The organism is Mycobacterium sp. NGS61 (genome assembly GCF_059812325.1).
In genome coordinates, this window is record NZ_JCALCL010000005.1 from 56422 (window position 1) to 77411 (window position 20990).

Genomic DNA, 20990 nt, shown 5'->3' on the forward strand with positions numbered 1-20990 from the left:
GTGTGGGCCGATTCGCCTGAATTCGTTCGCGCTTAACAGAATTCGGCGCCACATCGTTCGCTTTGCGAACTAGGTCTGACCCGGCTGTCCGTTCTGGCCGAACAGCGCGCCACCAGTGCCAGCCCGGCCACCCGGCTGCCCATTGGCGCCGTCGCCGCCGTCACCGCCGTTGCCGATCAGCTGTGCATTACCGCCGCTGCCGCCGCGTCCGTCCGGACCGATGCCCACCGGGCCGGCGTTGCCCCCGGCACCCCCGTCGCCGTAGAACAGACCGCCGTCCCCACCGTTTCCGCCGTTACTGCTCGAAGCCAGGACGCTGCCGCTGCCCGTGGTACCGCCGGCGCCCCCCGCGCCGCCGCGACCGACCAACGCGGCGTCTCCACCGTCACCGCCGTTGCCGCCGGGCGCCGCGAAGCTGGGACCGGTACCGAAGAAGTTTCCGCCGTTGCCGCCGCCGCCGCCGTTCCCGGCGCTGCCGAACAGGCCGGCCGAGCCACCGTCACCGCCGAAGCCGCCGCGGGCACCGGAACCGGAAAGCGACGGATTCGTAGCCAGCCCGCCGGTACCGCCGGTCCCGCCGCGGCCGCCGTCGGCGCCGTTTCCGTAGAGCCAACCACCCCTGCCACCTTGACCACCGAGCGCGCCCTCGCCGCCGTCACCACCGGTGTTCGTGCCGAGTGCGCCGTTGCCGCCCAGCCCGCCGTTGCCGCCGGCACCACCGTTACCGAAGAAGCCGGCGTCGCCACCCCTGCCGCCCAGCACGCCGGTGTTCGAACCGCCATGCGCGCCAACAAGTACCGCGGGGCTGTTGTCCAGGCCGTTGCCGGCGTCGCCGCTGTTGCCACCCGCGCCCCCGTCACCGGAGAACAGGCCGGCCCGCGCGCCGTCGCCACCGGAACCACCGGCTCCGGCTTCGCCCCCGAATGAGCTGGACGTCAGAGCGCCGGTGCTGGCGCCGCCCTTGCCACCATCTCCTCCGGCGCCGCCATTGCCGACCAGCAGTCCCGCGCGACCGCCGACTCCACCGTCACCGCCCTGTCCCCCGTTGTTGCCTGCGCCGGACGGGCCGGCATCGCTGGCTTGGCCGCCGACACCACCGGCACCACCGGCTCCGCCGACGCCGGTGAAGAACCCGCCGGCACCACCGGCGCCACCGTCACCTGCCGCACCACCGGCTTGACCAGGGGCGCCGATTCCGCCGTTGCCGCCGAAACCGCCACTACCGCCCGCGCCGTAGAGCCAGCCGCCGGTACCGCCGGTACCGCCGGTGCCACCAGCCACGCCGGCGACTCCGGTCATTCCGATCCCACCGGCTCCGCCGCGGCCGCCGTTACCCAACAAGCCCGCGTTTCCGCCATTGCCACCGCTCTGGCCGACGCCACCGGTTGCACCGTTGCCGCCATTCCCCCAAAGGATGCCGCCGTCCCTGCCATCGGCTCCGGCGGTCGCGCCGTCCGCGCCGTTACCCACCAGTGGACGGTTGAACAGCGCCATAGCCGGTGCGTTAACAGCACCGAGGACGTTTTCTTCGAGGGACTGCGTGCTCACGTTAAGGGCTTCAGCAGCGGCGTATTGCGTCGCTCCGCCGCTCATCAGTTGCACGAACTGCTCGTGAAAGAGCGCCGCCTGGGCACTGAGTTGCTGGTAGGCCTGGGCGTGCGCGCCGAAGAGCGCGGCGATCGCCGTGGACACGTCATCGGCGCCGGCAGCCAGCACCGACGCTGTGGGCGCGGCCGCGGCCGAGGTGGCGGCGTTGATCGACGAACCGATGCTCGCCAAGTCCGTTGCCGCAGCAGTGACCCACTCCGGCTGAGCGAACACGTAGGACATACGCCGACCCTTCTCAACCCTACGACGAGCCCGCGATTAGGCACGTGTTTAGCACACTAGAGGGGATCGTAACCCGTCACCCGGAATCCGGAGCACGTGTTCTTGCCGACACGTCAAATTCGCGGCAGGAAATCCGCGACGCACCAGCCGGCGCAGCTGTACAGAAGTGTCGACGGGGCCTTGCACGCCAACGGCTAAGCCGGTTGGCCGGGGGGCCGCAACAGATAGGTATCCATGATCCAGCCGTGCCGCGCTCGGGCCTGCGTGCGCTGCTCGACGATGCGCGCGCCCACCTCGCCGACGGGTCCCGCCATCAGCATCTCGTCCGCGGTCCCCAGGTACGCGCCCCACCAGATCCAGGTGTCGGGCGCACAGGTCTGGAACGAGCAGTCCGCGTCGAGCATCACCACGGCCGCACCGGTCAGCCCGTGGGCACGCAACTGCCGACCGGTGGTGACGAGCACCGGTTCGCCGACGTCGTTGAGCGGAATGCGGTGACGCGCGGTGAGTGCCTGTATCGCGGTGATGCCGGGTATCACGTCGTAGCTGATCTGCACCTCGGCGGCGACGAGATCCAGGATGCGCAGTGTGCTGTCGTAGAGCGACGGATCACCCCAGGCCAGGAAGGCTCCGACGCCGTCGGGCTCCAGTTCTTCGGCGATGGCAGCCGCCCAGAGCCGGGCGCGCGCCGCGTGCCAGTCCGACACGGCGGCCCGGTAGTCGGTGGCGGTGGATCGCCGCGGATCCGGCAGCTGGACGAACCGATACCCGGGCTCGCGGATGAACCGCGCGCAGATCTGCTGGCGCAGCGCGACCAGGTCGCTCTTGACCTCTCCCTTGTCCATCGCGAAGAACACCTGGGTGTCGTTGAGCGCCTCGATTGCCTGGACGGTCACGTAGTCGGGGTCGCCGGCACCGATCCCGATCACATGGATGTGCCGACTCATGCAGCTCAACCTAATTGAGACCGCGCGCCATCTACCGGGGACCGTCGGTACCCGGTACCGTGGGTATTGACTAGAGAATGTGATCTGCCTAACGTCTGAATCAGCCCCCGGCCACCGGGACACGAAGGGACGCCAACGATGACCACTGCGGTGCGACCAAGCGGACCGAGTCGCGAAGAATTCTCCGAGCGTCTGCTCAAAGGGTCGGTCAAGAAGTCTTACGAACCGGTCGTCGACATCGACTGGGACGCTCCCCTGGACCCGGACAAGTTCTTTCTGCCCGCCAAGCTGGTGTCGCTGTACGGCACACCGATGTGGGAGGAGATGTCCCGCCAGCAACAGATCGAACTGTCCCGTCAGGAACTGGTCAACACGCTATCGGCCGGTATCTGGTTCGAGAACATGCTCAACCAGTCGCTGCTGCGCACCATCCTGCACGAGGACCCCACCAGCCGGTCCACGCATTACAAGCTGACCGAACTGGGCGACGAAACCCGCCACATGGTGATGTTCGGCAAGGCCATCGAGCGTATCGGCGCAAAACCGGTGCGGCCCACCCGGTTTCATCGCTACATCATCAATCTGCTGCCGCTGGCGTTTCAGCGCGGCTCAATGCTGTGGGTGGCCGCGCTGATCGGTGAGGAGATCTTCGACTCGCTGCAGCGGCAGATGATGGACGACCCCGAACTGCAACCGATCATCCAGCGGCTGATGCGGATTCACGTCACCGAAGAGGCCCGCCACATTCAGTTCGCGCGCGACGGTGCCCGCAAACGGGTTGCCGAGATGCCGCGGCTCAACCGGTGGTTCATGGCCAACATCAACGGTCTCGGCGGATATTTCTTCAACTACCTGTTCAGCAACCGCGTGCAGTACGCGCGCGCCGGCCTGGACGTCAAACGGGCACGACACCTCGCCCGCACCAGCGCACACCGCCGAGAGGTTCAACAGGCCGGATTCGCGCCGCTGGCAGCGTTCTTGACCGAGGTAGGCCTGATGGGCCCGATCGCGCGCCGCGGCTGGAAACGCAGCAGGTTTCTGTGACACTGGTCGTCGGAGCGGGCGCCGCCGACCTCGCCTCCACGCTGCACACCGCCGGTCTCACCGAGGTCGCGACTCTCGAGGCCGAGATCTCGCATTCTGAGTTTCACGACGACGCGTGGGTGCTGCACACCGCGGCCGGCGAGCACGTCCGAGCTGATGTGGTCATTGCCACGAACCCCCGTTTGTTCGTCCCGTGGGTGCCGGACATCAATGGCCGCAACGACTTTCAAGGCGAGTCTTTCCATGCGGCAGCCTGGGACCCCCGGTTCCGCCCGGCCGGCAAGTCCATTGCACTGGTGGGCACCGACTCCTGGGCCGCGCACCGCCTCAGCCAACTTGTCCGAGCCGCGGGAACGGTGACCGTGTTCGCGCACGCACCCCGGCGCATGGTCTCCAGCGCCCGGCCCTGGACGCCGCCCTGGCGCCGCCGCCCACAGCCCGGACCACCAGTGGTGACGTCGGCGATCGACGCCATCACGGCGACAACCATCCGGACCCGCGACGGCGTCGAGCACCCGGTCGACGCGATCATCTACGGCACCGGATTCGCAATCGGTGACCAGGCGGCGGTCGGTGAGTCCGTCCGCGACAACTGGGTCGACGGGATGGAACCCTTCCACGGCGTGGCCGTGCGCGGTCTGCCCAACTACTTCTTCCTCACCGGGCCGGACACCGCGGCGCAGGCGCGCTACGTCGCTTCCTGCCTCGACGTCATGACGCGCACCGGCAGCCGTCGTATCGAGGTGCGCCGTTCCAGCCAGCAGGTGTTCAACGAGCGGGTCCAACTCGCTGCGGCCCAGCCCCCCGCGGTGCTCGGAGCGTTCGACACATTCGACTTGTCGTCGAGCGCACCCGACTACGAGGACACCTACGACGGCGCCGCGACGCTGGAGATCGGCGGCGCCCGCTATCCGGTGCGCGTCCGCCTGGTCGGTCACCTCGACCCACTCGACGGCAACTACCACTGGCAAGGGACCGTGCTGGACGCGGTGCCCGACTCCCTCACACGGGCGCGGGCGGTCACGCTGAGCGTTGGCCAGCACAGCGTGCCCGCCCGCATCGTCGAACAGACACCCTGGGGCACCCACTCGGTCGCCGGCGTGGGCACACCCCCGTACGCACTGGCCTGAGACTCTGGGCGTCCTACCGGCGATTCGTGGGCCGGGGATTGACTGTCGGCGACGCTGGGTAATTAGCCATAGGTGTGCGCGCTGGGCAGCAACGATGAGTTCGGCGCAGTAGCGATCGGGCGCCTGGCACGACATAGTGAGGCGGACCGGTTTCGCACCGGATACTGCTTCGCGGTCTTCGATGTCCGACCCGTTCCCCTTTCGCAATGGGGGATGTTTACCCGAAGATGGAGCTCTCAATGTCGCGGCAAGGCCGGTGACGTGGGGGACCAGTAGACGGCGGGGAAGGTGTTCAAGGAGCGGGACATGGAACCGGATGACATGGCGCAATCGGCACGCGACCTGAGGGTCCGCTGCCAGGGAGGGACCATATGAGTTCGGTGGCGAAATCGTCCAACTCCCTCGCGGTGGTATCTCGGGCCGAGGAATCAGTGGTGTTGTTGACCGCCGACGGCGTGCTCGACGCCAAGAACACCGCCGAGCTGCGTGACGCGGTCACCAGAGCCACCCTTGACGTGCCCACCGCGGTCATCGTCGACGTCAACGCCCTGCAAGTTCCCGACGAGGCAGGCTGGTCGGTGTTCACCAGCGCGCGCTGGAATATGGACGCCCGCCCCGACGTGCCGATCGTGCTGGTCGCCGCGAACCGCGCCACCCGCGAGGCGATCGAGCGCAGCGGAGCGGCCCGCTTCATGCCGGTCTATCCGACGGAGAAGGGAGCCACCAAGGCCGTCACCCGACTTGGGCGCCGCAAGCTGCACCACGCGCAGGCCAAGCTGCCGGCCAATCTGACCAGCCTTCGCGAGTCTCGCCAGCTGGTCCGCGAGTGGCTCACCAACTGGTCGAAACCGGGACTGATCCCCGTCGCACTCGTGGTGGTCAACGTGTTCATCGAAAACGTGCTGGAACACACCGGCAGCGAACCGATGATGAGGATCGAGTGCGACGGCCAGGCGGCGACCATCGCGGTGTCCGACACCAGCACCGCGCCCGCGCTTCGCCTGGCAGCCCCGCCCAAAGGTATCGATGTGTCCGGTCTGGCCATTGTCGACGCGTTGTCGCGTGCCTGGAGCAGCACGCCGACATCGACGGGCAAGACGGTCTGGGCGATCATCGGTCCCGAAAACCAGCTCTGAGATGCGGTTCAGTTACGCGGAGTCGTTGACCGACCCGCAGTTTTACGTTCCCCTGGCCAAAGCAGCGGAAGCAGCCGGCTACCACAGCATGACCATTGCCGACAGCCTCGCCTACCCCTTCGAGTCGGACTCGAAGTATCCGTACACGCCCGACGGCAGCCGCGAGTTCCTGGACGGCAAGGAAATCGTCGAAACCTTCGTGTTGACAGCTGCTTTGAGTGCGGTGACGACGACGCTGCGGTTCAACTTCTTCGTCCTGAAGTTGCCGGTGCGGCACCCGGCGCTCACCGCCAAGCAGGCCGGTTCACTGGCGGTGTTGAACGGCAACCGGCTCGGTCTGGGCGTGGGCACCAGCCCGTGGCCCGAAGACTACGAGCTGATGGGTATTCCATTTGCCAAGCGCGGCAAACGAATCGATGAATGTATCGAGATCGTCCAAGGCCTGACCACCGGCGACTATTTCGAGTTCCACGGCGAGTTCTACGACATCCCCAAGACCAAGATGAGTCCCGCACCCACTCAACCGATCCCGATCCTGGTGGGCGGACATGCCGACGCCGCGCTGCGCCGGGCTGCCCGCCTGGACGGCTGGATGCACGGCGGCGGCAGCGATCCCGACGAACTGGACCGACTCATTGCCCGGGTCAAACAGTTTCGTGACGAAGCAGGACAGACTGGACCGTTCGAAATTCACGTCATCTCGGCGGACGCCTACACCGTCGACGGCATCAAACGACTGGAAGACAAGGGCGTCACCGATGTGATCGTCGGGTTCCGCTGGCCCTACGTTGAGGGACCCGACCCCGAACCGTTGCAGACCAAGATCAAGAACCTGGAGAAGTACGCCGAGAAAGTGATGTCGAAAGTCTAAGATTCACAACGTATCCCAATTTGGCGCCCGCTTCTCGCGATGCGCCTTGGCCGCTTCGGCAGGGTTGTTGGTAAAGCCGGTCAGGATCTGGGTGCGGTTCTCGATCTCGATCGCATGCCGCAGGCTCGGTGCATCCAGTGCCGCGTTCAGGCCGATCTTGGTCTGCCACACACCGAATGCGTTGTTGCCGGCGATCTCGCGGGCTTTGTTCACAGCGGCGGCCATCAGATCCTCGGCGGGCACCACGTCGTGCACCAGCTTGATGCGGTACGCCTCGTCGGCGTCGATCATCCGCCCGGTCAGCATCAGTTCCCGCGCCACCCCGGCACCGACCATCTTCGGCAACAGGTAACTGGTGCCCATGTCCATCGAGGAAAAGCCGGCCTTGATGAAGGCAGAACCGAATCGTGCCGTCTCCGAAGCGATCCGGATGTCGGAGTGCAACGCGAACGCCAGCCCACCGCCCACCGCGACGCCGTTGACCGCGGCGATCACCGGGATCGGCAGCTCGTAGAGACGGGTGAACAGGTCCGCCAGTCGCACCTGCGCGTCGTAGCTGACCTTGAAACCCGGAGTCGACGGTTTGACCTCGGTCCACGCTTCGCCGGTACCGCTCAGGTCGGCGCCGGCGCAGAAACCGCGCCCGGCCCCGGTCAGGATCGCCACCCGGTGCTCACCGCTGCTCAGGACATCCAGGGCGTGGTCGGTGGCGTTGATCAACGACCCGTCGATCGCATTCAGCAGCCTGGGCCGGTTGAGGGTGACACAGGCGATGCCGTCGTCGATGGTTTCCAGCAGCACTGCGGGTTCGGATGCCATACCGGAACGGTAGGCGACTGCTGAGGAGTCCCGGAACCGGGCCTGTTTTCCTGGATGCCGCTAATTCTGCCGCTTGGCCAACCACTCCGCCTGCATCGCGAACAGCCCCAGCAACTCGGGCTGCGGGGTGTCGGGATCGAGTTCGCAGTACCGCCGGAACATGTTGACCACGATGCGTTCGGAGTCCAGCCACGACGCATACTCGCCGAGGTCGACGGTGTCGATCGCTTCGGCCAGTGACAGGCCTTTCCCGTGAGCCGCGTCGGCCTGCTCGATGAGGTGCACGAAATAGCCTCGCACGCCGCGGATTCCGTCCGGGTCCGTGATCGGACCGTGCCCCGGCACCACCACCGGCGCATCCAGCGCAATCATCGCGTCACATGCCGCGATCCAGTTGGCGATCGGCCCGGCCCACACGATCGGTGTGCAACCGATGAACAGCAGGTCCCCGCCGAACAGCACACCGGCGTCGGGCACGTGCACCACCGAGTCGGCGGCGGTATGCGCGGGCCCCAGGTTCAACAGATCGACCCGGCGGCCACCGACGTCGATGCTCATCGAACGGTCGAAGGTCTCGTCGGCGTTGCGCACAGCGATGCCACTGAAATCGAAGTGGCCGAATCGATCTCGGGCAAACGACGTTGCGACCGGTCCGAGGTCTGCCAGCTGGATACCCCGGAGCCGGTCGGTGCCTGTTTCCTGCGCGATCTCCTCGGCGGTGCCTCGCGCCGCGATGATCCGGACCGCGGCGTCCAGTAGCTGATTGCCGTGCGTGTGGTCCCCGTTGGAATGGGTGATCAGCGCATCAGTGATCGGCGCACCGTCGATGATGGGCCGCATCGCCGCGAGCATCTCCCGGGTCAGACTCAGGTCGAACAGTGTGTCCACCAACAGCGACGCGCCGTCGCCGGCCACCAAACCCGCGTTGCTCCAACCGTATCCGCCGTCGGGCAGGGTCCAGGCCCACACCCGGTCGCCCACCTGGTGCAACCCGCGCACGTAGGGCACCTTCGCCGGTGCCGGGTTGACCCGTTGCGGGCCGGGGGCCGTCGCCGGATTGAGCCGCGGCGCCAGCGGATACGGCGCCGGCGAAGCCCGCACCGTCTGCCGGGTCTCCCCCAGCGCCTGCACCTGCAGCCGCACCTCATCCCCGTCGCGCAGCCAGCCCGGGAAGCTCGGCTTGGTCAAGTGCTCGACGAGTGTGCACGTCGGCACCGTGCCCGAGCCGATCACATCACCCGGGCGCAACGGCACACCGCGCGAGATGTAGGAGATGACCTCGCCGAAGGTCCAGTCCATGGTGCCGGTCGATCCGGACCCGACGACGGTGTCGTTGACCAGCGCCGTCACCTCCAGGTTCAGTCTGCCGTCCCGGCTGAAAGGGGCCAGCTCATCGGCGGTGACCAGGTACGGGCCCAACGTGACACCGCTGTCCTTCCCCTTCGCCTGCCCGATCCGCAGTTGCCCCTCGAACGTCTGCAGGTCGCGTGCGGACCAGTCGTTGAAGATCAGGTAGCCGACGATGGCCTGTTCGGCCTGCTCGACGGTCAGGTCCTTACCGGCGGTCCCGATCACCGCGGCAATCTCCAACTCGAAGTCCTGCCACACGCTCCCGGGAGCCATCGGTGCGTCGTCATATGGGCCCAGTACCGTTGCCGGACAGGCGAAGTAGAACGCCGGGATGCGATACCAGGTGTCCATCAACACCCGGCCGCCGCCGGCGGCCTCCTGGCAGTTGCGCATGTGGTCCAGAAAGCACAGCGTGTCGCGGATCGACGGTGGGCGCGGGATCGGGGCTGCCAGCGACACATCGGCCAGAGCCACGACATCCGTCGGCGAACGCAGCGCCGTCTCACCGGCCGCATGCAGACTACCGCTCTCGAGCAATGCCAAAAGCGTTGCCCCCGAGGGCAGTGCGTGAATATCTGTCCCGGAGAGCACCCCGACGCGCTCGTCATCTCCGTCCCGGTAGGTCACCCACTTCATTCGCGCACCACCTCACTTGGTTTCTTGTCCGGTCGCAACCCACGCCAGCTCGATTGCCGCAACCGGTTGTCCGGAGTCCACTCGCTGTAGCGCACTTCGCCCACCAGCACGGGTTCGACATAGGTCACCCCGCGTGCCTCCCGGGCCGGAAGCTTCGGGTGGAACGGTGATTCGTCGGTCTGCAGGGGCGCCAGCGTCTTCTTCAAACTTGCCAGCTCGAGATCGGTGAATCCGGTGCCCACCCGTCCGGCGAACTGCAGTCCGTCCGGACCGGGAATTCCCAGCACCAGCGCCCCGATCCCGCTGCTGCGTCCCCCCTCCCCGACCCGCCAGCCACCGATCACCACTTCCTGGGTGTTCCAATGCTTGTCCTTGATCCAGGACGCCGAACGGCGGCCCGGCTGATAGCTCGAGTCGCGTCTCTTGGCGACCACACCTTCCCATCCGTGCCGGCGGGAATAGTCCAGCGCCTCGGCGCCGTCACCGGGCAACAACGCCGGAACGATGAGATCCCCTGCACTGCCCAGGGTTTCCAGCAGCTTGCGCCGGTCGGCGTACTTGGCGCGCAGCAATGAACGCCCGTCCAGGTAGAGCAGATCGAAGGCCCGGAATTCGATTCTGGTGGCGCGCACCCGGTTCTGCATCTCGTTGAAGCTGGGCACTCCCGCATCGTTGAGTGCCACCACTTCACCGTCCAGCACCACGTGGTGGTCAGCGAGATCTGCTGCCAGTGCGCGTAATTGGGGGTACTCGTGCGTCATGTCCCGACCGCTGCGCGAGCGTAGCCGCAGCGCACCGTGCTCGGCGTCGACCAATAACCGGTAGCCGTCCCACTTACCTTCGAATGCCCACTGGCCCGGTTTGAGACCTGCCACCGACCCGTGGGTGGCGAACATCGGTGCCAGCCCGTCGAAATCGAAGACTTTCTGGTCCTTCATCCGGTGCGCCAGCCACTGGTCACCGTTGGTCTGGATCAGTGCGTACCGGCCGGAGATCTTGCTGCCATGCAGGTTGACGATCACTTCGTCGTCCAGGAACTTCTCCGCCTCATAGGTGCCGGAGTCCCAGATGACCACCTTGCCCGCGCCGTATTCCCCTTTCGGGATGGAGCCCTCGAAGCTGCCGTACTCCAGCGGATGGTCTTCGGTGTGCACCGCCAGATGGTTCACCGACGTGGTCTCGGGCAGGTTCTTCGGCACCGCCCACGACACCAGGACGCCGTCTCGTTCCAGCCGGAAGTCGTAGTGCAGCCGCCGGGCATGGTGCTCCTGGATGACGAACGTATTGTCCTGTCCGATAGCCGGTTTGGCGCGCGGCACCGGCTCCGGGGTCTTTGCGGCGTCGCGCATGCTGCGGTACTTGCTCAACCGGTCCGGCAACGGGACATCGGCATCCAACTCGGCGAGCAGGTCGCCGTCGCGGGCGACGCGCTCCAACACCTCGTCGTACCGCAGCTGCCGCAGTTCGGGGTCGTCCAGTTCGTCCCAACTGCGGGGCGCGGCGACGGTGGGCTGTTCGCGGCCACGCAGTGAGTAGGGCGCGATGGTGGTTTTCGAGCCGCTGTTCTGACTCCAGTCCAGAAAGACCTTGCCCGCCCGCACGTTCTTGGCCATCACCGAGGTGACCAGCTTCGGCATCGACTTTTCCAATTGCTGCGCAACACGTTTGGCCAGAACCGTGGCCCCACGACTGCTCACCGGCTCGGCCAGCGGCGCATACAGGTGCAGGCCTTTGCTGCCGCTGGTCAGCGGGTGGACGGTGAGCCCGATGTCAGTCATCAGCTCCCGCACCGCGCGAGCCACCTCGGACAGTTGGGTCATCGTCACCCCCGGGCCGGGGTCCAGATCGAACACCAGGCGGGTGGCCGGCCCGGGTTTGAATTCTTCAGCGCCCTTCCGCGTCCATTCGGCGACGAACCGCCACTGCGGCACGTGCACTTCCAGCGCCGCCTGCTGCGCGATCCAGGCCAGCCCGTCCGCGCTGTCGATGATCGGGTATGTCGTGGTACCGGACCGGTGGGTGACACTGGCGCGCGGCAGCCACGCGGGCGCCGACGACGCCAGTTGCTTTTCGAAGAACGCCGGCTCGTCGACGCCGTTGGGCCAGCGCTTGCGGGTCGCCGCTCGCCCGGCGATGTGCGGCACCATCACCTCGGCGATGCTGGTGTAGTACTCGAAGATGTCCTGCTTGGTGGTCCCCGTTGCCGGATAGAGGACCTTGTCGGCATTGGTCAGCTTCACCTGCTGCGCCGGTGCCGAACCCATAGAGTCAACGTAACCTGTCCGACATGGGGCACGGCACGTGAAGGGCCTCGTGATCGGCGAAGCACTCATCGACATCGTCGCGGGGGCGACTCGCACCGAGCACGTCGGCGGCAGTCCACTCAATGTCGCCGTCGGATTGGCCAGGCTGGGACGCGGTGTCGACTTCCTGACCCACATCGGCGATGACCCGCCCGGCCGTCGAATCGCGGACTACGTCAAAGCTGCTGGGGTGCAGCTGGTTTCGGGCAGCGTCGACGCGGCCAGGACGTCCACCGCGGTGGCCACGATCGGCGCGGACGGGTCGGCGACGTATTCGTTCGACCTGGATTGGCAACTGTCGGGCACCCCACCGGTCCCGCCGCCGCTGTTCGTGCACACCGGCTCCATTGCCGCCGTGCGCGAGCCGGGCTGCCTGGCGGTGGCCGCGCTGCTGGATGCCTACCGGGTCTCGGCCACCATCACCTTCGACCCGAATGTTCGGCCGTCGTTGATCGTCGACCGCGAGCAGGCCAGAGACCGCGTCGCCAAGTTCGTGCAGCGCAGTGACCTCGTCAAGGTCAGCGACGAGGACCTGCATTGGCTCGCACCCGACCGTTTACCGCGGGACACCGCGCGCGGCTGGCTGGCCTCCGGACCCGCGGTGGTGGTGGTGACCATGGGCGCGCAGGGCGCGCTGGCGCTGTGTGCCGCCGGCGAGGTCGCGGTGCCGGCGCGTCCGGTGCAGGTGGTGGACACCGTCGGCGCCGGCGACGCGTTCATGGTCGGCCTGCTCGACTCACTCTGGGAGCACGGGTTGCTGGGCGGGGACCGGCGAAATGCCCTACACCAGATCGGACTCGACGCGCTGACATCGGCTCTCGATGCGGCGGCCCTGAGGTCGGCGCTGGCCATCGGGCACGCGGGCGCGCACTGAGCAGGCATGCCCACCTGACGCGGGTGGCCGTCAAGTAGCGGCATACTGGCCAAATGCGCTCCATTTGGAAGGGCTCGATCGCGTTCGGGCTCGTCAACGTCCCGGTCAAGGTGTACAGCGCCACCCAGGACCACGACATCAAGTTCCACCAGGTGCACGCCAAGGACAACGGCCGCATCCGCTACAAGCGGGTCTGCGAGGTGTGTGGCGAGGTCGTCGAATACGGCGACATCGCGCGTGCCTTCGAATCCGACGACGGTCGGTCGGTGGTGATCACCGACGATGACATCGCCACCCTGCCCGAGGAGCGCAGCCGCGAGATCGAGGTACTGGAATTCGTGCCGGCCAGCGAAGTCGACCCGATGTTGTTCGACCGCAGCTATTTTCTGGAGCCGGACTCCAAGTCATCCAAATCGTATGTGCTGCTGGCGAAAACGCTCGCCGACAGCGACCGGATGGCGATCGTGCACTTCTCGCTGCGCAACAAGACCCGACTGGCCGCGTTGCGCGTCAAAGACTTCGGTAAGCGCAACGTCATGGTGATCCACACCCTGCTGTGGCCCGACGAGATCCGCGACCCCGACTTTCCGGTGCTGGACAAGGAAGTGGAGGTCAAGCCGGCCGAGCTGAAGATGGCCGGTCAGGTGGTGGAGTCCATGGCCGACGAGTTCGACCCCGATCGCTACCACGACGATTACCAACAGCAGTTGCAAGAATTGGTCGACGCCAAACTCGAAGGGGGGGAAGCGTTTACCGTCGACGAAAAGCCCACCGAGCTGGACGAGACCGAGGACGTCTCCGATCTGCTCGCCAAGCTGGAAGCCAGCGTCAAGGCGCGCTCGGGTGACAGCACGGCTACGGCCAAGAAGTCGGCAGCCAAGAAGACGCCCGCGAAAAAGACGGCGGCCAAGAAAACACCGGCCAAGAAAGCCCCCGCCAAGAAGGCGGGTTCCAAAGCGGCTTCGAAATCCTGATAGACCTTGACCGGCACGGGGTCACCAGTGACATCCTGAGTTCACCTTCAGAGGGTCGGCTGTTCACATAAGCCCGTCGCGTGCTGCCGGCCCTGAGTCTGCAGAGGAGTTGCCGTGAAGTTCACCCGATCTGGCGTCGCACTCAGCTTGCTGGTGGTCAGCGCACTGCTGCTCGCCGGTTGTGGCGGCAGTTCCAACAAGGCGACGTCGTCGGGTTCGGCAACTCCCGTCGTACCGGTGGACTGCGGCGGCAAGAAGAAGATTCTGGCAGCAGGATCCACGGCACAGAAGAACGCGATGGAACAGTTCGTCTATGCGTTCATTCACGCGTGTCCGGGTCACACCCTGGACTACAACGCCAACGGGTCGGGCGCCGGGATGGCATCGTTCATCGGCGGCCAGACCGATTTGGCCGGTTCCGACTCCCCGATGAACGCCGACAAAGGTGAGCCCGACCGCGCGCGGGAACGCTGCGGTTCGCCGGCCTGGGACATTCCCGTCGTGTTCGGCCCGATCGCGGTCACCTACAACATCAACGGCGTCAGTTCGCTCAGCCTGGACGGTCCGACCATCGCCAAGATCTTCAACGGCGCCATCACCAAGTGGGACGACCCCGCGATCAAGGCGCTGAACACCAACACCGCCCTACCCGCGACGCCCATCCACGTCGTCTTCCGTGCCGACAAGTCCGGCACCACGGACAATTTCCAGAAGTACCTGGACGCGGCGTCCAACGGCGCCTGGGGCAAAGGCGCCGGTCAGGTGTTCAACGGCGGCGTCGGCGAAGGCGCCAACGGTAACGACGGCACCTCGCAGGCCATGAAGCAGACCGACGGTTCGATCACGTACAACGAGTGGTCCTTCGCCGAGGGCCACCAGCTCAGGAAGGCCCAGATCATCACCTCGGCCGGCCCTCAGCCGGTGTCGATCAGCGCGGAGACGGTCGGCAAGACGATCAGTGGAGTCAAGTTCAAGCCCGGCAGCGACGAGCGCGACCTGATCGTGGATACCTCGTCGTTCTATCTGCCGACGACACCCGGTGCCTATCCGATCGTGTTGGTCACCTACGAGGTCGTGTGCTCGAAGTACCCCGACACCCCCACCGGGCAAGCGGTAAAGGCGTTCATGCAGGCCACAATTGGCGACGGCCAAGTCGGTCTGGACGAATACGGTTACATCCCGCTGCCGGAATCGTTCCGCTCGAAACTGGTGCCGGTCGTCAACGCGATCGCGTGATCGGCCACCGCGGCGACGGGCCCCGGCTCAACGACGTTGCATCCGAACGGCTTTGGCCATCTGCCGCGTATGTCGGCCACGGTCGGCGCCATGCCCCGCCGCCGGCATTGTCCGGGTCCGTTACGCACTCGTGATTGGAAATTCACGTCGAGTCCCGAGATTGTGTTGTGTGCCTGCTCTCCTAGGATTTACCGTGTGTTAACCATCAGTTTGGGTGCGACCTGCGCTGACCGCGTCCGAATGTCGTCGCTGCCGTAGCGGTCACGCCGCCGGGTGGCCGAGGAAGGGAGCAGCGAACGGTGACCAGTACCGGGTCGGAATCGCGGGTGGGGTCGCAGTTTGGGCCCTACCAGTTGGTGCGTCTCATCGGTCGCGGCGGCATGGGCGAGGTGTACGAGGCCGAGGACACCCGCAAACACCGCGTCGTCGCGCTCAAGTTGATCTCGACGGCCTACTCCGACAACCCGGTCTTCACCGCCCGGATGCAGCGCGAGGCCGACACCGCCGGCCGGCTGACCGAGCCGCACATCGTGCCGATCCACGACTACGGCGAGATCAACGGTCAGTTCTATGTGGAGATGCGCCTGATCGACGGGGTGTCGCTGCGCTCAATGCTGACCCAGTACGGTCCGCTGACTCCGGCGCGGGCGGTGGCCATCGTCAAGCAGATTGCCGCCGCGCTGGACGCCGCCCACACCAGCGGCATCACCCACCGCGATGTCAAACCCGAGAACATCCTGATCGCCAACAACGACTTCGCCTACCTGGTGGACTTCGGCATCGCCCGCGCCGCCCACGACCCGGGCCTGACGCAGAGCGGGATGGCGGTGGGGACCTACAACTACATGGCCCCGGAACGGTTCACCAGCGACGAGGTCACCTACCGGGCTGACATTTATGCGCTGGCCTGTGTGCTGGGCGAGTGTCTGACGGGTGCACCCCCCTACCGGGCGGACAGCGTCGAACGACTGATCGCCTCGCATCTCATGGAGCCGGTGCCACGGCCCAGCGTGCTGCGGCCGGGTCGCGTGCCGGAGGCGTTGGACCAGGTGATCGCCAAGGGCATGGCCAAGAACCCCAACGAGCGCTACTTGACCGCCGGGGATCTGGCCAGCGCCGCCCACGACGCGCTCACCACGCCCGAGCAGCGCCAGGAAGCCACCATCCTGCGGCAGGGCGACAACCAGACGCTGATCGCGCCGGTCGTGGACCCGAGTTTGAACGGCGGCTGGAACAGCCAGAGCGGCGCAGGTCCGCAGTCGTCGGGTGCGCAGACCATGCACTCACCTGCCCCCGGCTACCACACCGGAGGAGAAACCCAGCGCACCCCGGTTCCGCCGTTCCCCACCGGCGATCAGACACTGCGGACCCCGGTTCCGCCGTTCCAAAGCGGCGATCACACCCAGCGGTTGCCGGCCGCCCAGTATCACAGCGGGGACCAGACCATGGCCCAGCCGTTGCCGTCGAATGCCGGCGGCTGGCCTCCCGCCCCGGCCGGCAACTCCGAGCAGTTCACGCAGGCCGCCCCGGTGGGAGCGGGCTGGGCAAGCCAGCCCGGAGCCGCCGCCGGACGCGGCGAGAGCGGCCCGCCGGCGTACCACCAACCGTCCGGCCCCCATGCCACCACGACGCCACCCCCGGCCGGCAAGTCGCGCAAGCCGCTGATCATCGGCGCGGCGGCGGCCGCGGTCCTGTTGGTGGTGGCGGCCGTCACCGGGTTCCTGCTGTTCGGAAAGGACGACGGCGGGGCGGGCGGCGACTCGGGGCAGGCCAAAGGCCAGGTCGTGATGCCGTTCAACGGCCTGAATTTCCGGTTCGCGCCGGGCGGGGTTGCCGTCGACCCGAGCGGCGCCGTCTACGTCACCAACCAGACCATGTACGGCAAGGTGGTGACGTTGCCCGAAGGCTCGTCCTCACCGACGGTCAAACCGTTCAACGGGCTCTACGAACCCCAGGGCATCGCGGTGGATGCCTCCGGGAAGGTCTACGTCAGCGACTTCAACAACCGGGTGGTGTCGTTGTCGGCCGGCTCCAACAACCAGGTGGTGGTGCCGTTCAAGGGCCTGAGCTACCCCGAAGGTGTGGCGATCGATGCTCAGGGCAACGTCTACGTCGCCGACCGCGGCAGCAGCAAGGTGTGGAAGATGCCGGCCGGTGCCACTGAGCAGGTCGAGGTGCCGTTCAACGGGTTGAAGAGCCCCGACGGGGTGGCGGTGGACAGCGACGGCAACATCTACGTCACTGACACCGACAACCATCGAGTGCTGAGGTTGGATGCGGGGACCACCAACCAGGTGGAGTTGCCCTTCACCGGGTTGACCGCGCCGTGGGGGATCGCGGTCGACGGTGCCGCCAACGTCTACGTCACCGACCACGACAACAACACGGTGCTGAAACTCCCCGCCGGCGCCACCACATCGGTGGAGTTGCCGTTCACCGGTTTGAACACGCCGTTGTCGGTCGCGGTGGACAAGAAGGGCAACGTCTACGTCGCCGACCGCGGCAACGGCAGGGTGCTGCGCATCGCGCAGTGACCGATCAGGCTCGCCTGGTGGAAAGGAACCGCACCACCGCGGCTACCACGTTGATCACCGCAACGATGATGATCAGGGTGAGCGCGGCTCCCCAGACCCGCAGAAATCCGGCGCGCTGGGGATTGGTGAGCTCGGTGTAGATCAGCAGCGGCAGCGAGGCCATGTTGCCGCTGAAGATGTCGGTGTTGATCGATCGGGCGTACCCGACCAGCACCAGCACCGGCGCGGTCTCCCCGATCACCCGGGCGACCGCCAGCAGCACGCCCGACACGATGCCGGGCATGGCGATGGGAGTCACGATCCGCACGATCGTCTTCCACTTCGGAACGCCCAGCGCGTAGCTGGCTTCGCGCAGTTCGTCGGGGACCAGCCGCAGCATCTCCTCGGTGGAGCGCACCACCACCGGCAACATCAGCAGCACCAGCGCCAACGACACGGCGAATGCGCTCTGCTGAAATCCCAGGGTCGCGATCCAGAGGCTGAAGATGAACAGGGCCGCCACGATCGAGGGCACCCCGGCGAGCACGTCGACCATGAAGGTGGTTACCCGCGCCAGCCGGCTGGTGCCGTACTCCACCAGGTAGACGGCCGTCATCAGCCCGAGCGGCACCGCGATGACGGCGGCCATCCCGGCCTGCACCAAGGTGCCGTACAGGGCGTGGTAGACGCCCCCGGTGAACTCTTCGGGCAGCACACCGCGCAGCGAATGGGTCCACCATTGCGGACGGATGACTGCGTAGTAGCCGCGGATGACCACTACCCCGAGCAACCAGATCAACGGCACCAGGGCGATCAGGAAGGAGGCAAAGAAGAAGACCGTCGCCGCAGAGTTCTTGACCCGACGCGCGGTGCTCAACGGGCGGAAGACGACGGCCTTGACCGGCCGCTCGAGCGCGTCGGCGCTGAGCTGGCTCATCCGTTGACCTTTCCGCCGGCGATGGCGCGAGCGGCGGCGTTGACCAGGAAGGTCAGCACGAACAGCGCAAAACCCGCGGAGATGTAAGCACCGGTAGGCAGCGGCCGGCTGAATTCGGCTGCCGCCGAGGCGATCTTGGAGGCAAACGTGTGGCCGCCGTCGAACAGCGACCAGTTGCCCGGGCGGGCGCCGGCACGCAGGATGACCAACACCGCGACGGTTTCTCCCAAGGCGCGGCCCAGCCCCAGCATCGAGGCGGCCACCACGCCGCTTCGACCGAACGGCAGCACGGTCATCCGCACCACCTCCCACTTCGTGGCACCGAGCGCCTGCGCGGCTTCGATCTGCATCAGCGGTGTCTGCCGGAACACCTCGCGCGACACCGACGTCACGATCGGCAGGATCATCACGGCAAGCACGATGCTCGCGGTGAAGATCGTGCCACCGCCGGCCAGCGACACATTGCCCTGCTTGAACAGGAAGAGCCACCCCAGATTCCGGTTCAGGAACCTCGCGATCGGCTCCAAATAGGGCGCCAGTACGGCGATGCCCCACAACCCGAAGATGATCGACGGAACCGCCGCCAGCAGATCCACGATGGCGCTGAACGGGCGGGAGAGCCGGTTCGGCGCGTACTGGGTGACGAACACCGCGATGCCGACGGCGATCGGCACCGCCAACGCCAGCGCGGTGACCGAACTGAGCACGGTGACCATGAACAGGTCCCGGATACCGAACGCCAGTTTGCGGTCGCTGGCGGTGTCGAACTGCGCGCTGGTGAAGAAGTTCACCGTGTTCACCCGCAGCGACGGAATCGCCTTGATCAACAGAAATACCGCGATCAGCACGATCGCCACCACGATGGTGGACCCGGCGGCCGCGGCGGCCGACTTGAACAGACGGTCGGCCCGCCGCGCCGCGCGAGCGTTCACCTCCGCTAGCGCTTCTTTTGCCAGCGGGGCTGTGGTCATGTCAACTCAGCTCAGGAGATGGCGTTGACGGCGGTCGACAACCTCGGCTTGAACGAGTCCGGGATCGGGACATACCCGTTGTCCGCCAAGCCATTCTGGCCGGCACCGATGGTCGATTGCAGGAAGGCCTTCACCGCCATCCCGACCTGAGCATCGGGGTACTTCGAGCAGACGATCTCGTAGGTGGCCAGCACGATCGGGTACGAACCCGGCTGGGTCGGCCGGTAGAACGAGATCGTGTCCAGCACCAAGTCGTTACCCTGGCCCGCGATCGTGGCTCCGGCGATCGTCTTGCCGACCGATTCGGTGCCGATGGTGACCGGATCCGGACCCGCCGACGTGATGATCTTGGCGATGCTCAGCTGCTGGGCCTGAGCAAACGACCACTCGACGTAGGAGATCGAACCGTTGGTGGTCTTGACCGCCTGTGCGGTGCCGTCGTTCTTGGCCGCACCCTCACCGACGCCACCCTTGAATGCCTTGCCGGCGCCCTTGCCCCAGGCACCGTTGGAAGCAGCGTCCAGGTAACGCTGGAAGTTGTCCGTCGTTCCTGACTCGTCACTGCGGAAGACGACGTGGATCTCGGTGGCCGGCAGGTTGGTCCCCGAGTTGAGCGCAGCGATCGCGGGGTCGTTCCAGGTCTTGACCTCGCCGCTGAAGATCTTGGCCAGGGTGGGCCCGTCCACGTTCAGCGAACTCACGCCGTCGAGGTGGTACGTGACTGCGATGGGCCCGAACACCACCGGCAGGTTCCACGCCGGGGATCCGCACCGCTGCTGCGCCGCGGCCGCTTCATCCTTACTCAGCGGCGAGTCCGAACCGCCGAAATCGGTTTGGTTGCCGTTGAATTCACTGATGCCGGCGCCCGAGCCGTTGGATGTGTAATTCAGGGTCTGACCGGGACATGCCGTTTCGAAGGCTTTACCGAAGCGGGTCATCGCGTTGTTCTGCGCGGAGGAACCGCTGGCCTTCAGCGCCTTTTTCCCGCCGCAACTGACGTTGCCCGAGGACGAGCTCTGGCCTCCCCCGCCTGCGTTGTTATTGTCGCTGCCGCACGCCGACAACACGAGTGAGCCTGCGGCCAGGACACTCAGCGCGGCACCAAATCGGTTGAGTTTCAATCCAGTTCCTAACGGTAGTGATGAAACATATCAGATGCCGCCCACCCGTCGCGGCTCGCAATAACCCCTTTCATTGCAGCCTTTCAGCTACATTAACAACAGGTTACGCAGGGTGAAAGAGTCGATGATTCCCGATCCTCGGTATCCGGCCACGTCATCTTCACCTGTGACGCCGGTTATTGTGGGCCGCAACGGTATTGGCAGCCCGAACGCCCGATACCGCGCCACCGGCCGCCGGTCCGAGCCGCTGTGCGAAACTAGAACCTGTTACAGAACTCCGCCGACGTGGTGGCGAGCC

At 66.3% G+C, this 20990-nt stretch carries 16 protein-coding genes; 8 read left to right on the plus strand and 8 right to left on the minus strand.

Translation table 11 applies throughout. From position 1 onward, the window contains the following. Positions 1-69: 69 nt before the first annotated feature. Entirely contained in the window at positions 70-1830 is a 1761-nt protein-coding gene (locus tag AC5Y3Z_RS12810) for a PE family protein (protein WP_463827381.1), read from the minus strand. 194 nt (positions 1831-2024) lie between these two features. Then, entirely contained in the window at positions 2025-2777 is a 753-nt protein-coding gene (cobF, locus tag AC5Y3Z_RS12815; protein WP_463827380.1) for a precorrin-6A synthase (deacetylating), read from the minus strand. Between the two features lie 138 nt (positions 2778-2915). On the opposite strand from cobF, the gene AC5Y3Z_RS12820 reads away from it, so the two are divergent. The 4 genes from AC5Y3Z_RS12820 to AC5Y3Z_RS12835 all read left to right on the plus strand — a co-directional run bounded on the left by AC5Y3Z_RS12820 (position 2916) and on the right by AC5Y3Z_RS12835 (position 6958). Next, positions 2916-3821 carry an AurF N-oxygenase family protein gene (locus tag AC5Y3Z_RS12820; protein ID WP_463827379.1) on the plus strand — a complete coding sequence of 302 codons (906 nt, stop codon included), beginning with the start codon at positions 2916-2918 and terminating at the stop codon, positions 3819-3821. A gap of 197 nt (positions 3822-4018) precedes the next feature. Beyond that, entirely contained in the window at positions 4019-4951 is a 933-nt protein-coding gene (locus tag AC5Y3Z_RS12825) for a DUF4873 domain-containing protein (RefSeq protein ID WP_463827509.1), read from the plus strand. 371 nt (positions 4952-5322) lie between these two features. After that, positions 5323-6087 (plus strand): STAS domain-containing protein, encoded by a 765-nt coding sequence (locus AC5Y3Z_RS12830; protein ID WP_463827378.1) that lies wholly within the window; start codon positions 5323-5325, stop codon positions 6085-6087. A gap of 1 nt (position 6088) precedes the next feature. Further along, positions 6089-6958 carry a TIGR03619 family F420-dependent LLM class oxidoreductase gene (locus AC5Y3Z_RS12835; RefSeq protein ID WP_463827377.1) on the plus strand — a complete coding sequence of 290 codons (870 nt, stop codon included), beginning with the start codon at positions 6089-6091 and terminating at the stop codon, positions 6956-6958. Between the two features lie 3 nt (positions 6959-6961). Here the strand turns inward: AC5Y3Z_RS12835 and AC5Y3Z_RS12840 are convergent, their stop codons facing one another. The 3 genes from AC5Y3Z_RS12840 to AC5Y3Z_RS12850 are packed head-to-tail and all read right to left on the minus strand — an operon-like array spanning position 6962 to position 12027. Then, on the minus strand, positions 6962-7777 hold the full coding sequence (locus AC5Y3Z_RS12840) for an enoyl-CoA hydratase/isomerase family protein (protein ID WP_463827376.1): 816 nt from the start codon (positions 7775-7777) through the stop codon (positions 6962-6964). 60 nt (positions 7778-7837) lie between these two features. Continuing rightward, positions 7838-9763, minus strand: a complete 1926-nt coding sequence (locus AC5Y3Z_RS12845) for a fumarylacetoacetate hydrolase family protein (protein WP_463827375.1) — start codon at positions 9761-9763, stop codon at positions 7838-7840. Next, positions 9760-12027 (minus strand): ATP-dependent DNA ligase, encoded by a 2268-nt coding sequence (locus AC5Y3Z_RS12850; RefSeq protein WP_500001807.1) that lies wholly within the window; start codon positions 12025-12027, stop codon positions 9760-9762. The genes AC5Y3Z_RS12845 and AC5Y3Z_RS12850 overlap by 4 nt, the downstream gene beginning before the upstream one ends. Positions 12028-12064: 37 nt before the next feature. Between AC5Y3Z_RS12850 and AC5Y3Z_RS12855 the strand changes: the two genes are divergently transcribed. From AC5Y3Z_RS12855 to AC5Y3Z_RS12870, 4 genes are all read left to right on the plus strand, one after another. Continuing rightward, on the plus strand, positions 12065-12940 hold the full coding sequence (locus AC5Y3Z_RS12855; protein WP_463827373.1) for a carbohydrate kinase family protein: 876 nt from the start codon (positions 12065-12067) through the stop codon (positions 12938-12940). Positions 12941-12993: 53 nt separating this feature from the next. Next, positions 12994-13914 carry a non-homologous end joining protein Ku gene (gene ku / locus AC5Y3Z_RS12860; RefSeq protein WP_463827372.1) on the plus strand — a complete coding sequence of 307 codons (921 nt, stop codon included), beginning with the start codon at positions 12994-12996 and terminating at the stop codon, positions 13912-13914. Positions 13915-14028: 114 nt separating this feature from the next. Then, entirely contained in the window at positions 14029-15150 is a 1122-nt protein-coding gene (pstS, locus tag AC5Y3Z_RS12865; protein ID WP_463827371.1) for a phosphate ABC transporter substrate-binding protein PstS, read from the plus strand. 299 nt (positions 15151-15449) lie between these two features. After that, positions 15450-17684, plus strand: a complete 2235-nt coding sequence (locus AC5Y3Z_RS12870) for a serine/threonine-protein kinase PknD (RefSeq protein ID WP_463827370.1) — start codon at positions 15450-15452, stop codon at positions 17682-17684. 4 nt (positions 17685-17688) lie between these two features. Here the strand turns inward: AC5Y3Z_RS12870 and pstA are convergent, their stop codons facing one another. From pstA to pstS (AC5Y3Z_RS12885), 3 genes are read right to left on the minus strand one after another with little or no spacing between them, the layout of a single operon-like run. After that, a complete protein-coding gene (gene pstA, locus AC5Y3Z_RS12875; RefSeq protein ID WP_463827369.1) occupies positions 17689-18600 on the minus strand; it encodes a phosphate ABC transporter permease PstA in 912 nt (303 codons plus the stop codon). Beyond that, on the minus strand, positions 18597-19571 hold the full coding sequence (pstC, locus tag AC5Y3Z_RS12880; RefSeq protein ID WP_463827368.1) for a phosphate ABC transporter permease subunit PstC: 975 nt from the start codon (positions 19569-19571) through the stop codon (positions 18597-18599). Before pstC ends, pstA begins: the two co-directional genes overlap by 4 nt. An 11-nt stretch (positions 19572-19582) precedes the next feature. Then, positions 19583-20692 carry a phosphate ABC transporter substrate-binding protein PstS gene (gene pstS, locus AC5Y3Z_RS12885; protein ID WP_463827367.1) on the minus strand — a complete coding sequence of 370 codons (1110 nt, stop codon included), beginning with the start codon at positions 20690-20692 and terminating at the stop codon, positions 19583-19585. Positions 20693-20990: the final 298 nt, after the last annotated feature.